This window comes from Candidatus Enterovibrio escicola (genome assembly GCF_002464935.1).
Taxonomy (GTDB): Bacteria; Pseudomonadota; Gammaproteobacteria; order Enterobacterales; family Vibrionaceae; genus Enterovibrio; species Enterovibrio escicola.
On record NZ_NBYY01000016.1, the window covers coordinates 53974 to 66513 of the forward strand.

Sequence of the window (12540 nt, forward strand, 5' to 3'; positions counted from 1 at the left end):
AAGGGTAGATAATATAGCTGTAGCGCTTATTTTTAAAGAGCTGGGATGAAATTAGGCGAAAAAATAGGGTTTTTCCGCTTAATTTAAACCATTAAAAATCAATAGGTTAAGAATGTGCTAAAAAATATGGTATTAGACAATTAAAACCAAGGAACAGTGGCTTCTATGCTTAATCCATAGCTGAAAAAGTGACCCGTGGTGGGTTTATCTTGCTGTTCTCCGCGTTGAAAAAAAAGCCGGATCTCTTGATTTGTGGACTGGCTCTTTATTTGAATGAAGGGCAAAGAGAGTCGCTTTTGCTTAAAATCTGGAATTTTGTGCAGAGCCTCATCTTCAATCAACCAACCTTTAAATATGGCGCGTCTACGGATGTTTGGAGGGCTTTTCTGTTGTACTCGAAACGTGGTGTGATACCCTTGTATGTTATCTGGCACGGGAGAGATATTATTGACCGATGTGTAATCGCGTAAACCTTTAAGCCATGGTTGCGTCATCAAGCGATCCAGTGTATGACGAGTACCGTGAAGGCGTAATACCTCACCCAGCATTGTTCCATATTTTGGAAAACTGACGACCACGTCACCACCGGCGTGTTCTACCAAAGCGCGATGCAGTTTCGCGAACAAATTGTTTATCAGTGCGGGACTGGAGATTTCCGCATCAGGAAGAACAACAATATCTATGTAGTTATCCATGATCACTTTCCGAAGACCCCGCCGCGAATCAGCATAGCGATGACGTAGTGTTGTTGTTCGTTCGATGGCGCTTGTCCTTTTAAGTTCCAGTTCTTGAGTAAGGTATAGAAATCTGTTTTATCTTTTGGTTTTCTGTAAGCAAAGCCGCGATTGGTCACGCTTCCATAGGGTTCAATGGCGATAGGGACAAACTCGCTAGCGTCAGTTCGCCTAAGCAGCTAAAAGCGTCCACTTTGATTAACGTCGGTTTTTCACCCATTAACCCTTGTTCGATAGCGGCTACCAGTTGGGACAGTTGGTCATTACTTTGGTTGAAATCTCGAAGTGAAAATTATTGTGCATTAAATACCCATTGTTTTTCGGCATGTGAAATACGCACTTCTACTTGCTCTGCGCCTACACGATTCCGCCATAGGAATCGACCGTTTGCAAGATTGGTTGCAAAGCGAAGCGCCAGCGCACTGAAGCCATTTTCCTGAACATATTGAGAAATCAGGCCAGCAAGGGCTTTTTAGTAATCGGGATTGTTGCATGTTGAGGGAACCGACAAATCACCTATAACACGCAGACTAAAGTTGACTTTTAGTGTGTCTGCATTGAACGGCAGTGCCGCATTATCGACGGTTTGAAGGTTAGCTTTGTCTACTTTGACATCAATTTTACTGGCTGCCGCACCCTTTACACGGTTTGAGATGGTGCCTCTGACGGATTTCTCAATCACATTCACTGCTTTCCATTGTGTTGTATCGGCGCGTTGCTCCCAGTTGCCTGATGACAATAGCGCATCTGAGCAGGCAAGCGTGGATTCGAATGCAAGTACCAAAGGGGTAGTTAAGTTTGTCATGGGATTATTTCCTTATCCTAAAAAATCATCGTCTAGATTAATAGGATCAACGTTTGTGGAGAGTTGCGATTGGGTATGGCAAACATAAAATGGATCACGGTATGTGTGCTACCACAAGGCTTGCTGCATCGACTCTAGGCGGCTCGGGCTCCCGACCCATTCACCGACGCTGTAAATCGCCTCAACAAAACTCACGGGGGGGTCATTGTATCGCGCGTTCGCAACGTCGCCCTTCCCGTATGTCGGTGCGATCTTTTTATAGCCTATTTGAATCGGCACCAAGTAACCTTCGAAGGGCGATTTAACGCGTTGCCATTGAACCTTCAGGTTTTCTTTGTGCTCTTCTTCCGATGAGGAAATGTCTGTTGCTTGGTACTTGAGCGCAGAGAAATCAAGCCAGTTTTGTAGGTTAGTATCGTTGCTTTGTTAATTTTATTGTTCGAGGTAATGGCTGCGATCAATCAAGATAAATCCGGGCAGTAGACGCCGTAGTAGCTTCGTGTGAGGTTCATCCGTGAAGTAGCAAGAACCAATATCAGTAATCGAACCGCCTGCGAGTTTATTGCGTTCCGCCAATCGCTTCACGAAATCAGATTGTGCGCGTTCCAATTCGTCTGTTACGCGATTAACGCCGTTGCACTCAATGATCAACGACACCGTAAGGTGCATGCGGCCCTCTTCTACAATCGGTGCTGTTTTTCCTTTTTTGGTCAATGGATTGCGAGTGAGGGAAAAAGCAAATGGTTCGGACGCATTCTCTCTATGGGCGTGTACTTGATGCTGGTTGCAAACGATAGCGCATGAATTAAGGTTAAATCCGAATTCACTGCGCACGGCGTGACGCGATAGGGCATGAACAAAACCCAAAAAATGGCTAACGGCTGGAAATCCCCATGTCATGCCAGAAATGGCGTTGGCGTTGCCAAATGGCGATATCATTAATCACTTGCTCGCCAATTTGTTCAACCATGCGCTGAATGTATTTGCAGCGTCGAAGGTTGCTCGGTTTGTGGAGAATACAAAGCATAAAATCAGCAATGCGTTTAACGGTTCGTTCCGTGTTGAACAGCAAGGACGAATGGTTGAACAGCTGGTTATTGTCTTTAGGCTGCTATTGTTGATTACGCCAAGTTAGTGGGCGAGTATCGAGTAAGTAGGTCCTTCCGCCTCGACCGCTATTGAGCTGTGACACGTTCAGTGGGTTAAAGCCACCCCTGATGGTGACGGCGAGATTGGGGTACGCACCAATAGGCTTTTACAAGGCATGTTGGCTTTTTTTGCGTCCCTCCCTGCCTTCATTTCTTGGCTGAAACTACTGGGGTTGATCTCACTGTATAGTGCTTGCGAAAACGACGATGAGTACATAGGAGCAAGAAGATGATATTCGCCTTGCGCGACAGGAAAGTACACTTGTTTAGCCAAGGTGTGGCTGCTAGGCGCTGTACTTTGCAACGCTTGTTTTAACCCATAATGCCATTGTTGCAACTGCTCTGGCGTTTTGGACAAGGATGACAGCGGTTCAATACTGTCTTCCTGCAAGTACGCTAATAAGCTCTTTCCAGTGTCATCTTTGAGTTGCAATAAACGGGCAACATATATCTTGTCTACAGGGCCGACTGCATCAACTGCGGGATTATCGATAGAAAATATATCTACGTAACGCGGGTTGCTACCCAAGTTTTCTGCCCACACACTACTGCCTTTGGCAGCACTGTGACTGAACTTGATGGCATGCGTCGCCATGCTGATTTTCTCCGCGCGGTTTGCTGCGCTGTCTACCCAGTGGGTAACGGTAAAATCAAATTCTAGTTTGGCGACTTTGGCTGCTAGGTTAGCGTCAAAGATATCGGCATCTTCAGCTGATGTAATTTTTGCTTTTTCTTTGTCGCATTCTTTTTCGAGCGCATCTACTTCCACTGCACGTTTATCGGCTATGTATTGCTCGATCTGTTTGGTTAACGTTGTGGGCATTTATCCTCCTATTCAAAAAGTGATCTGATGAACCTCGTTACAACATATGCCAGCAAGTGCTTTACGATTCTTCTAGCTCACTTCTGGGTCGTATGTTCAATAAGTTGATTTCCATATAGAAAATGAATTCTTTTATGGATTACAAATCCTTATTAAGACACATGATATCTGCAACAGTCGACAACTGAGTTGCCTGTCATACCAACTAACCATTCAACTTATTGAATACATAACCCAAATACCGTTCGCCCGTACCAATTTGCTTTATATTCTAATTGCCTTACAATTTCACCAAAATTAGCATCGTATATGTGTTTAGATAACGTACGGTTTTTAACCATATTTTTAACTTTTAATAACTCAATACCTATAACTTGGTTTTCATTTACAAGTTTTGATGTCATTTTATGAGTAAAGTCTTTACGTGAATTAGCTATTCTTTCATGGATCTTAGCAACAACAAACTTTTGCGTATTAAAGTTATTTGAGCCTTTTTTTCTTGGCTAATTGACGTGATGCCTTGGCTAACTTTTTAGCGTATTTATTGGTTGTTCTGGGGTTATTAACCTTAATGCCATCCGAACAAATAGTTAAATCTTTAATGCCAACGTCTACACCTACGATTTTATTAACTACAGGAAGTTGATTGATGCTTTCTTTAACTAAAATTGAAACGAAATACTTACCTAATTTAGTTTTAGATACGGTAAGTGAGCTAGGTGTTCCGGTGAACGAACGTGACCACTTTATTTTCAGTGGTTGCTTCATCTTAGAAAGCGTTAACGCTTGCTTGTTTTTGTCCCACTTAAAGCCATTACTCATGTAACTGTCTGATTGATGATTGTGTTTATTTTTAAATTTAGGATAACCAAAGCCTGATTTAAAAAAAGACTTAAATCCTTTATCAAGATGCTTTAACACTTGCTATAATAGGATGCTTGAAACGTCCCTCAACCATGAAAAATCAGTATTCTTTTTAAGTGACGTTAGGTTTTTACTCCAATCGTTATAGTTCGTTTTATTACCTAAATCATATTGTTCTTTTGAGAAACCTAGAGCTAAATTATAAGTAAATCAAACATAGCCAAACGTTTGAACAAGCATTAGTGCTTGCTCATTATTTGGGTAGAACCTGTATTTTAATGCGATTAATTTAATTTGGTCGTATTTATAATTAAGTGTTGCTTTACTGAATCTTAAATCCAAAATAATACTTGGTCTAGTTAAATAATAACGCACAATAATGAACAACAAGTACGCAAAGGTAGGCACTGCGTAAGTGCATTACATGCCAACTTGGTTTTTGTTACAAAATACAAAAGAAAGGTATTTAATGACGATATTCTAAATCAGCTAAAAATAATATTAGAGGAAACTTGTCAAGATTTTGAGGTTAATTTGACTGAATTTAATGGTGAAAAAGATCACGTTCATTTACTTGTTGAGTATCCTCCAAAAGTGCAACTCAGTAAGTTAATTAACTTACTGAAAGGGGTTAGCTCTAGGCTTATGAGAAAAGAATACCCTAAAATTTATCGTTACTTATGGAAAGGTGCTTTGTTGTCGCCAAGTTATTTTTCAGGGTCGTGTTTAGAGGTTAACCTTGAAATTCTAACCAAATATATAGAGCAACAAAATCGCCCTGAGTAATATTTACTGCTACGCCGTAATGCCTTACATCCCCGCCATAAATGACGGGGTCTTACGGCTAAGTAATGAAATCATTAATGGATAAGGTGTGTGCAGATTTTGAGGCCGAAATTGTCGAGTTCAATGGCGAGCAAGATCATGTTCATTTACTGGTTAATTATCCACCTAAGGTAGCCATATCAAAATTGGTAAATAGCTTGAAGGCTGTATCAAGTAGAAAGCTAAAGCAGCACCTCCCTGAGTTGCATAAGCCCGCTTACATGAAAGATGCGCTATGGTCGCCAAGTTATTTTGCTGGTTCTGTTGGAGGTGCGCCGCTTGAGGTGTTGAAACGATATATTGAGCAACAAGATAGACGGCATTAGGCCGCTTCGCGGCCTTGAGCTATCCCTCGCCCACCTAGAAGGAAGGCGCTTCCCGCTCAATTTCGATAAATAGTACATCACCTTCATGTATCAGGGTCACATCCACACCGTCACCCTTGATCACATACCCCGCATATCGGTTGAATTGAATCACATCCCCCACCACAATTTCCCTAACCTTCAGGCCAACGGCAACCACTGTGGCTTTGCTTGATGGTGAACTAGGAATAAAGAAGCCTTTTTGTTCCTGTTCCTCTGCTTTTCTTTGAATCGCAATATAATCATGCAACGGTTTTATCTACACACTGCACCGCCTTTTTTCATGGCCTTCAACAGTTCGCTCACGGGTGTATTCATCTTGCCCAGAGGATTGCCCTTATCAATCACCGCTGTCATTTTCTTCATTGCTAAGTGGGTGTATATCTCGGAGGTTTTAGAGTCTGCATGCCCATTAATGCTTGTATCTGCAGTGTGGCAGTATCCGACTCAGTCAATTCGGTACCAAATAAATGGCAGATTGCATGAGCATGGGCATGTTCCTCTGGTAGTCCGGCAATAAGCGCATAACGTTTGATCATTCGATCTATCGCCCTTGGTGACATCCGTCGGTTTTCACCTCTATGCTCCCACTCGGGAACATGACGATTTCTTAAATTGATGAACAACACCTGATCGCCATTCATGAGTAAGCTGTCTATGTAATCCAATTCTTTATGTCCAAGATACGCCTGCAGCAATAGCATTGCTTCACTAGGAACAGGCACCAACCTTTCTTTGTTTCCCTTTTCCAATACCCGAATTGCCAACCGGTCAGCGTTGTCATATTTGTACCAAATAAGCTGCGATTCATTCAGCCCACACATACCACTGACACGAAAACCGCACCCCATCATCAACGCTAAAATTGCGCTATCACAAATACCTGATAAAGAATCAAGATCAGGCTGCATCAATAGTGCCTCAGCACTATCCAGGCCCATAAACCGTGGTAATCGCCGACCAATTTTTGGATAAACAAGATCATCTGACGGGTTTGAACTGATTAACCGGCGTTTAGACAACCATCGATAAAAACCTCTACTCGCAGCCACTGCCACTTTGCGTGATGCAGCGGCATAGCCCTTGCGATGCATCCAACCACCGGAAAAATTTTCTAACTTACTCAACGTTGCATCGAGATATTCACCATTAAGGAAAACCCCTAGCTGTTCTAAGTATTTGCGGTATTTCTTTACCGTTCTAGCGCTGCTAGTTCTCGTTTTCTTTCTTCCAAACAAGGAACTGATCTACATGTTTTAGATCAACGTATTCAATTATCATTTCGGTGGCATGGGCAAAAAAACTCATGGAGTTATGGATACCCTTGATTAGAACTCACAGACCCCAGTATCTACGCGGTTCCAAGGTAAAAAGAGGGCTTTGGTTAATCCATGGGTTAACTCATGGGTTAACTCATGGGAGAGTAAAAAACTCATGGAACAAAAAATCAGTCCTCTGTGTAACCCATGGGTGCTCAATTTAGCCATTTCCTATTTTTCTAGCCGCTTATTCTCTCTCTATCTCTCTCTTCTTATTAAATAAAGAAAGAAAAGAAAGAGAAGGTAGCGAAAACAGCACAAAATTGAACATGTGGAGAAAAAGGCACAATTCATGGAGAAATCGACGCAATTTATGGGGGATAAAAAGTGATGAAGCCAGTAATAACGCGGGTTAGAACAAAATAGCCCACAAGTCCACAACTCAGAACAATATCCTGCGGTCTCAGAGTTGCGCCCAGACGCTCGCCCCGCCATTTTATTTTTCAAGCTAAAAACCTATTTTAGCGCCAGAAACCTCTCAGGGGGTACGGGAAAATATACAACACTGGATGGAAAGCCGCCTTTCTTATGATCGTGTTGCGGTGTTAAAGGATCGGTAGCGAGAGAACGCCATCTTAAGAGTTTTCCAGCGAGATAAGAATGCGCATAGACACTATAGAAGAAATAACTATGCGCACGTACCCAACATCACGCTCAATTGAGCAGATCGTTAACGAGATATTGGAAAAGGAAGGCCACCGTTCTAATGATGCCAACGACATGGGCGGTGATACCACTTGGGAAATTACCGAAGTAACAGCAAGGAATAACGGATACACCGGGCCAATGTCCGAACTGACCCAAAGCATTACATGCAAAATCTACACCAAACAGTACATCTCAGCGCCTCGATTTGACGATATTCACGCAGTAAGCAGCGTTCTTTGTGAAGAAGTGATTGATACAGGCATTAACATGGGTCAGTCAACCGCAGCCAAGTTCCTGCAACGTTGGCTCAATGTGTACAACAACCAACAAACGCTTTATCCAGACCTAGTCGTTGATGGCCACATTGGCATAGCAACAGTCAGTTCACTGAAAGCGTTCCTGAAACATCGTGGTATAGAAGGTGAATTGGTGCTGTAGCAGTCTCTCAACTGTAGCCAAGGCGCAAGATACTTAGATATCTCAGAAGCCAGAAAACGCAACGAAACCTTTACCTATGGATGGCTGAAAAACCGCGTCGGAATGTAGAAAGCGGTTCCAAAACTAATTTGTAACCTTTTGATTCATAAGCGCTTATAAGATTCAGAATGTCGTATTGTATAAGCATAAAATCAGGTGATTGTCGTTATTTATCAATATGATAGGTAAGTGATAAGATTGTCATGGGGTGGCAGGGGTCAAGAGTTCGAATCTCTTCAGACCGACCATTATATATAGCTAGATCAAAATAAATTGGCATAATCCATAACAATTATGGCTTGCTCTGGAACTTTCGGAAGTAAATCTTGTTCGATCCATACGTGAAATACCTCCGCATTCACACTTACAATTACTATGTTAAGCGTTAAAAAATATAATTGAGATAGCACGCCAATGGCGTTAACTCTTCCTTTAGAGTGCCCATTATGAACTCCATAGCATCGACTTCCTTTTTAAGAGTAACCATATGTTTGAGGCATACTCTGGGCAAACCTACTTTCATCTACTTAACCTGAGCTGCGCATAAGAAATGAACTAAATTTCAAAGTCGCGAGTCTGATCGCTTAAAAAACTATCGCCTGCATAAGGACTTAGATATGAATAACCTAGATGCTATTTTCGTCGATGTCTACGACTTTTACCAGACTGTCCTCCCTGCATGGGAAAAACACCTCATTATCTTCTAGTATCAAATAAAGAAACAAGCTTTCTCACCTCTCCGTTAACGAAGTGATGACGATAGTGATAGCTCTCCATCAATTAGGGTATCGAGACTTTAAGACCTATTACATCCACTTTGTTTGCCGTTACCTCACCAACGAATTTCCTTAGTTAGTCAGTTACACACGAGTGCTCAAGATCATGAAAGGTGTTTTGGTTCCGATTTACTCTTACCTCATTCACCGTCAGGAAAGCCCTACGGGGATTGCCTTCTTTCATTCGTCTAAGCTACAGGTTTGTCACAACCTACATATTCTCAGACATCAGGTTTTTAAATGTACCGCGAAGCTAGGAAAAAGAACGATGGCTAACGTGGATGATAAAAAACCTGTGTCAGAAATGGCTGACGAACTTTGGGATGTTTATACGGAGACAAAGGTTATATTTCTGCTCCATTGGAGCGGGAACTCGCAGACAAGGGAGTAACACTGATAACGGGTGTGAAAAAACATGATATCCAAAGTGATGAAACTTTGGAATCGTCTGATGCTCCGAAAACGATTTATTATTGAAACCGTTTTTGACCAACTAAAGAAATATCCCAAATCGAGCATTCTCGGCATCGTAATTCTATCAACTTTATGGTTAACTTGCTGGCGGAGCTTATCGCGTATTCATTTCAACCAAAGAAGCCGAGCAGCAAGATAACTCGACTTGATAAGCAAGCGATTATGTAGATCTGAGGTTAATTATAATGCTTAAGTTAGTGAAGATCTGGTAAATATGAAAGCGATGAAGAAAGTTATAAGACTCGGTATGCCTGTTCGCCATCAGAGAAATTAAGACTGTAAGACAATTTGAATCAGTACGTTATAGGCCTTTTTTAATCAAAAATACCGAATAGATAACCTAGTTTCAAGTGCTCTGTCGTGCTCCTTGCGTATTCATACATGGATAATTTTTGTCGCTTACGTTCAATTAATATTTTTTATGGCTTAGGTAAAAATATGCACTTTTTACTTGTTATTTAAGTCGTTAATATTCAGGATGAGCTAGGAATCCGGAACAAGGAGTTTGAAAGAGGATGAAAAGAGTAGGCTTAGTTGGCTGGCGAGGTATGGTGGGTTCTGTACTTATGCAACGTATGGTAGAGGAACGTACTTTTGACACTATCGATCCGATCTTTTATAGCACCTCTCAAGTAGGTATTCCAGCACCTGATTATGGTAAAGATGCAGGTCTTCTTAAAGATGCCTTTGACATCGAAGGCTTGAGAACACTGGATGTCGTTATCACCTGTCAAGGTAGCAGGTATACAGAAGCAGTTTATCCAAAGTTGCGGACAGCTGGTTGGAAAGGCTATTGGATTGATGCTGCATCCACGCTACGTATGAAAGAAGACAGTATTATTACTCTGGATCCGATCAACCTGAAGCAGATTCAAGAAGGTCTCCACAATGACCTGAAAACCTATGTCGGTGGCAACTGTACAGTAAATCTGATGTTGATGGCTGTTGGTGGCCTCTATCAATCTGGTTTAGTTGAGTGGATGGCAACGCAAACTTTTCAAGCTGCATCTGGTGCAGGTGCAAAAAATATGCGTGAACTGATCAAGCAAATGGGTCTGGTTAATGATACGGTGAGTCTGGATCTTGCCAATCCATCTACTTCTATTCTAGATATCGACCGTAAAGTTGCAGAAATACTGCGATCTTCAAGTTTTCCGATATCTGAATTTGGGGCGCCACTTGCGTGTTCTTTAATCCCATGGATAGGTGTTAAATGCGAAAGTGGTCAAAGCAAAGAAGAATGGAAGGCTGCCGTTGAAACCAACAAAATATTGGGTCTTCAAGATAATCCTATACCGATTGATGGCACTTGTGTGCGTATCGGTGCAATGCGCTGTCATAGCCAAGCATTAACGTTCAAACTGAAGAAAAATATCCCATTAGCTGACATCGAAGATCTCATTGCAGAGCACAATGATTGGGTGAAAGTGATTCCAAACGAACGTGGTATTACTGTTCAAGAATTGTCACCAGCAAGGGTGACTGGCACATTGTCAGTGCCAGTCGGTCGTTTACGTAAAATGACGATGGGTGGTGATTTCCTCAACGTGTTCACCGTAGGTGATCAACTGTTGTGGGGTGCAGCAGAACCCTTGTTCCGTACATTGCGAATCATTCTTGCAGAAATAACATAAGTGCAGCTAGGCTGACTATTGTTATTCTCAAAAATACCCAACAGCGACAGGGTAATCCCCCATTGGGCTTCAATGTTAACTGAAAAGTTACGTACTTTTCTTGCAGCGCTCGGTTTTATACAGCGAGGTTCTTAGCAACAAACTCCCAGTTAACCAGAGACCAGTATGCCTTCATGTAATCTGGACGAAGATTGCGGAAATCGATGTAGTAAGCATGCTCCCACAGGTCAACAGTTAGCAGTGGCGTGATATATTCTTCGGTCAGTGGTGTGCCAGCGTTTGATGTGTTTATGATATCCAGTGACCCATCAGATTTTTTTACCAACCAAGTCCAAGAAGAACCAAAATTGTTGATTGCTAAATCAGTAAATTTAACTTTAAATTCTGACAAAGAATTGAATGACTTAGCAAGTGCATCAGCTACGTCACTTGTTGGGTCGTTACCACCATTTGGACTCAGGCATTGCCAGTAGAACGTATGATTCCAGATCTGAGCTGCATTGTTGAACACACCGCCAGTAGAGGTTTTAATAATTTCTTCCAGAGATTTATTTTCGAACTCGGTGTCTTTGATTAGACCATTAAGCTTTACCACATAGGTGTTATGGTGTTTATCATAGTGGTATTCTAGAGTCTCTTGAGATATATATGGTTCAAGAGCGTCCTTTTCGAAAGGAAGAGCTGGTAGTTGAAATGCCATTACTTGATTCTCCATGGAGGGTGGGGTCACCCCCTTAAATTATTGCTTCCTTTGGGTCTGTAGTAGACTTTATAGGTATACGTATCTACTTATAGACTAACTATGAAACAGTTTAGCAAGTTGTTTCTTTATTAAAAGAAGAATTTAGGAAAAGCTTAGGAATACGTTAACACAAATATTAGATATTTTTTTTCTTCTTTTCCCAGTTATAATTAAAACAATCATCATATTTGGCATTCGAGGAAGTAATGGAAAATTTTGATAAAATCAAACAACAGCTCAAAGAGAATACGATTCTGCTTTATATGAAAGGATCACCTAAACTACCTAACTGTGGCTTTTCTTCTCAAGCGAGCCAAGCGTTGATGGCGTGTGGTGAAAAGTTCGCGTACATTGATATTCTGCTAAACCCAGATATTCGAGCAGAACTCCCTATTTATGCACAGTGGCCAACTTTCCCACAATTGTGGGTTGAAGGTGAGTTGATCGGTGGCTGTGATATCATTTTGGAAATGTTCCAGAAAGGTGAGCTTCAGTTAATAATAAAAAAGGCAGCCTCACGTCGCGATACTGAAAAAGCTAGCTAAGCTATCACAATATCCTAAGGTTAGGTTGTAGAAGAAAAATCTACTGATTATTCAATGGATATCATGTGTTGACTCTCTATCCTATATCCTGATAGAGGTAGTTATAGTGACCTAACTGAATACTGTCAGTGGGTGGTTTTCCTGTAAATTATAGCTTTTAAATTCAAAGAATTTCTCATAGCCTACAACAGAGTTAAACTTTGACAACAGCAGAGGATCTAAACATTATAAAACGGTATTTTTTACCACATAGGCACATGACAGTAGGCTAATTCTAATAAAGAAAGGTTACTGGACTAGCTGGTTGACCTCAATCCCTTTTTTTCTTCCGTTTCTCATCAACGTCCATAATGACGTGTAA

14 protein-coding genes and 6 pseudogenes are annotated in these 12540 nt (G+C 41.5%); 8 read left to right on the plus strand and 12 right to left on the minus strand.

Annotation, left to right across the window (positions count from 1 at the left end; all coding sequences use genetic code 11):
- Positions 1-140: 140 nt before the first annotated feature.
- From cas6f to csy2, 4 genes and pseudogenes are all read right to left on the minus strand, one after another.
- On the minus strand, positions 141-695 hold the full coding sequence (gene cas6f, locus BTN49_RS06970) for a type I-F CRISPR-associated endoribonuclease Cas6/Csy4 (RefSeq protein ID WP_097356578.1): 555 nt from the start codon (positions 693-695) through the stop codon (positions 141-143).
- A 2-nt stretch (positions 696-697) separates the two neighbouring features.
- Entirely contained in the window at positions 698-853 is a 156-nt protein-coding gene (locus tag BTN49_RS15670) for a type I-F CRISPR-associated protein Cas7f/Csy3 (protein WP_241896470.1), read from the minus strand.
- Between the two features lie 173 nt (positions 854-1026).
- Positions 1027-1539 (minus strand): annotated as a pseudogene (gene csy3, locus BTN49_RS17825) (type I-F CRISPR-associated protein Csy3).
- A 108-nt stretch (positions 1540-1647) separates the two neighbouring features.
- A pseudogene (gene csy2 / locus BTN49_RS17830) lies at positions 1648-2478 on the minus strand (type I-F CRISPR-associated protein Csy2).
- 7 nt (positions 2479-2485) lie between these two features.
- On the opposite strand from csy2, the gene BTN49_RS13095 reads away from it, so the two are divergent.
- Positions 2486-2674, plus strand: a complete 189-nt coding sequence (locus BTN49_RS13095; RefSeq protein ID WP_146679244.1) for a hypothetical protein — start codon at positions 2486-2488, stop codon at positions 2672-2674.
- Here the strand turns inward: BTN49_RS13095 and BTN49_RS20765 are convergent.
- The 5 genes and pseudogenes from BTN49_RS20765 to BTN49_RS17845 form a co-directional block, all read right to left on the minus strand.
- The gene (locus BTN49_RS20765; RefSeq protein WP_369073718.1) at positions 2651-2731 is read right to left on the minus strand and encodes a hypothetical protein; all 81 of its coding nucleotides are present in this window, start codon (positions 2729-2731) and stop codon (positions 2651-2653) included. The genes BTN49_RS13095 and BTN49_RS20765 overlap by 24 nt on opposite strands.
- Positions 2732-2733: 2 nt before the next feature.
- The gene (locus BTN49_RS06995; protein WP_097356582.1) at positions 2734-3510 is read right to left on the minus strand and encodes a type I-F CRISPR-associated protein Csy1; all 777 of its coding nucleotides are present in this window, start codon (positions 3508-3510) and stop codon (positions 2734-2736) included.
- A gap of 218 nt (positions 3511-3728) precedes the next feature.
- On the minus strand, positions 3729-3914 hold the full coding sequence (locus tag BTN49_RS17835) for an IS200/IS605 family accessory protein TnpB-related protein (protein ID WP_339376924.1): 186 nt from the start codon (positions 3912-3914) through the stop codon (positions 3729-3731).
- Positions 3897-4332: pseudogene (locus tag BTN49_RS17840) on the minus strand (RNA-guided endonuclease InsQ/TnpB family protein); the annotation flags it as partial. The gene BTN49_RS17835 and the pseudogene BTN49_RS17840, both read right to left, overlap by 18 nt.
- A 252-nt stretch (positions 4333-4584) precedes the next feature.
- Positions 4585-4782, minus strand: a complete 198-nt coding sequence (locus BTN49_RS17845; RefSeq protein ID WP_097356583.1) for a helix-turn-helix domain-containing protein — start codon at positions 4780-4782, stop codon at positions 4585-4587.
- On the opposite strand from BTN49_RS17845, the gene tnpA (BTN49_RS07010) reads away from it, so the two are divergent.
- Positions 4741-5160, plus strand: coding sequence for an IS200/IS605 family transposase (tnpA, locus tag BTN49_RS07010; protein WP_097356584.1), 420 nt, complete (start codon positions 4741-4743; stop codon positions 5158-5160). The two genes, BTN49_RS17845 and tnpA (BTN49_RS07010), sit on opposite strands and share 42 nt — an antisense overlap.
- 83 nt (positions 5161-5243) lie before the next feature.
- A pseudogene (gene tnpA, locus BTN49_RS07015) lies at positions 5244-5525 on the plus strand (IS200/IS605 family transposase); the annotation flags it as partial.
- A 34-nt stretch (positions 5526-5559) separates the two neighbouring features.
- Here tnpA (BTN49_RS07015) and BTN49_RS07020 read toward each other — a convergent pair.
- A complete protein-coding gene (locus BTN49_RS07020; RefSeq protein ID WP_158523680.1) occupies positions 5560-5814 on the minus strand; it encodes a hypothetical protein in 255 nt (84 codons plus the stop codon).
- A gap of 118 nt (positions 5815-5932) precedes the next feature.
- A complete protein-coding gene (locus BTN49_RS07025) occupies positions 5933-6802 on the minus strand; it encodes a tyrosine-type recombinase/integrase (protein WP_223823807.1) in 870 nt (289 codons plus the stop codon).
- Between the two features lie 681 nt (positions 6803-7483).
- Between BTN49_RS07025 and BTN49_RS07030 the strand changes: the two genes are divergently transcribed.
- From BTN49_RS07030 to asd, 4 genes and pseudogenes are all read left to right on the plus strand, one after another.
- The gene (locus tag BTN49_RS07030) at positions 7484-7969 is read left to right on the plus strand and encodes a glycosyl hydrolase 108 family protein (RefSeq protein ID WP_223824043.1); all 486 of its coding nucleotides are present in this window, start codon (positions 7484-7486) and stop codon (positions 7967-7969) included.
- A gap of 15 nt (positions 7970-7984) precedes the next feature.
- Positions 7985-8077, plus strand: a pseudogene (locus BTN49_RS17850) (putative peptidoglycan-binding domain-containing protein); the annotation flags it as partial.
- Positions 8078-8625: 548 nt separating this feature from the next.
- Positions 8626-9426 (plus strand): annotated as a pseudogene (locus BTN49_RS22230) (transposase).
- A 347-nt stretch (positions 9427-9773) separates the two neighbouring features.
- Positions 9774-10892 (plus strand): aspartate-semialdehyde dehydrogenase, encoded by a 1119-nt coding sequence (asd, locus tag BTN49_RS07040; protein WP_097356586.1) that lies wholly within the window; start codon positions 9774-9776, stop codon positions 10890-10892.
- Positions 10893-11007: 115 nt separating this feature from the next.
- On the opposite strand, the gene BTN49_RS07045 is transcribed toward asd, so the two are convergent.
- Entirely contained in the window at positions 11008-11592 is a 585-nt protein-coding gene (locus BTN49_RS07045; protein ID WP_097356587.1) for a Fe-Mn family superoxide dismutase, read from the minus strand.
- Between the two features lie 248 nt (positions 11593-11840).
- Here BTN49_RS07045 and grxD point away from each other — a divergent pair, with 248 nt between their 5' ends.
- Positions 11841-12179 (plus strand): Grx4 family monothiol glutaredoxin, encoded by a 339-nt coding sequence (grxD, locus tag BTN49_RS07050; protein ID WP_097356588.1) that lies wholly within the window; start codon positions 11841-11843, stop codon positions 12177-12179.
- Positions 12180-12540: the final 361 nt, after the last annotated feature.

What these genes read in the sequence shown, in the direction of transcription:
- cas6f (WP_097356578.1), bottom strand. Translation starts at nt 695, where the DNA reads ATGGATAACTACATAGATATTGTTGTTCTTCCTGATGCGGAAATCTCC.
- BTN49_RS06995 (WP_097356582.1), bottom strand. Translation starts at nt 3,510, where the DNA reads ATGCCCACAACGTTAACCAAACAGATCGAGCAATACATAGCCGATAAA.
- BTN49_RS17835 (WP_339376924.1), bottom strand. Translation starts at nt 3,914, where the DNA reads ATGACATCAAAACTTGTAAATGAAAACCAAGTTATAGGTATTGAGTTA.
- BTN49_RS07030 (WP_223824043.1), top strand. Translation starts at nt 7,484, where the DNA reads ATGCGCATAGACACTATAGAAGAAATAACTATGCGCACGTACCCAACA.
- asd (WP_097356586.1), top strand. Translation starts at nt 9,774, where the DNA reads ATGAAAAGAGTAGGCTTAGTTGGCTGGCGAGGTATGGTGGGTTCTGTA.
- BTN49_RS07045 (WP_097356587.1), bottom strand. Translation starts at nt 11,592, where the DNA reads ATGGCATTTCAACTACCAGCTCTTCCTTTCGAAAAGGACGCTCTTGAA.
- grxD (WP_097356588.1), top strand. Translation starts at nt 11,841, where the DNA reads ATGGAAAATTTTGATAAAATCAAACAACAGCTCAAAGAGAATACGATT.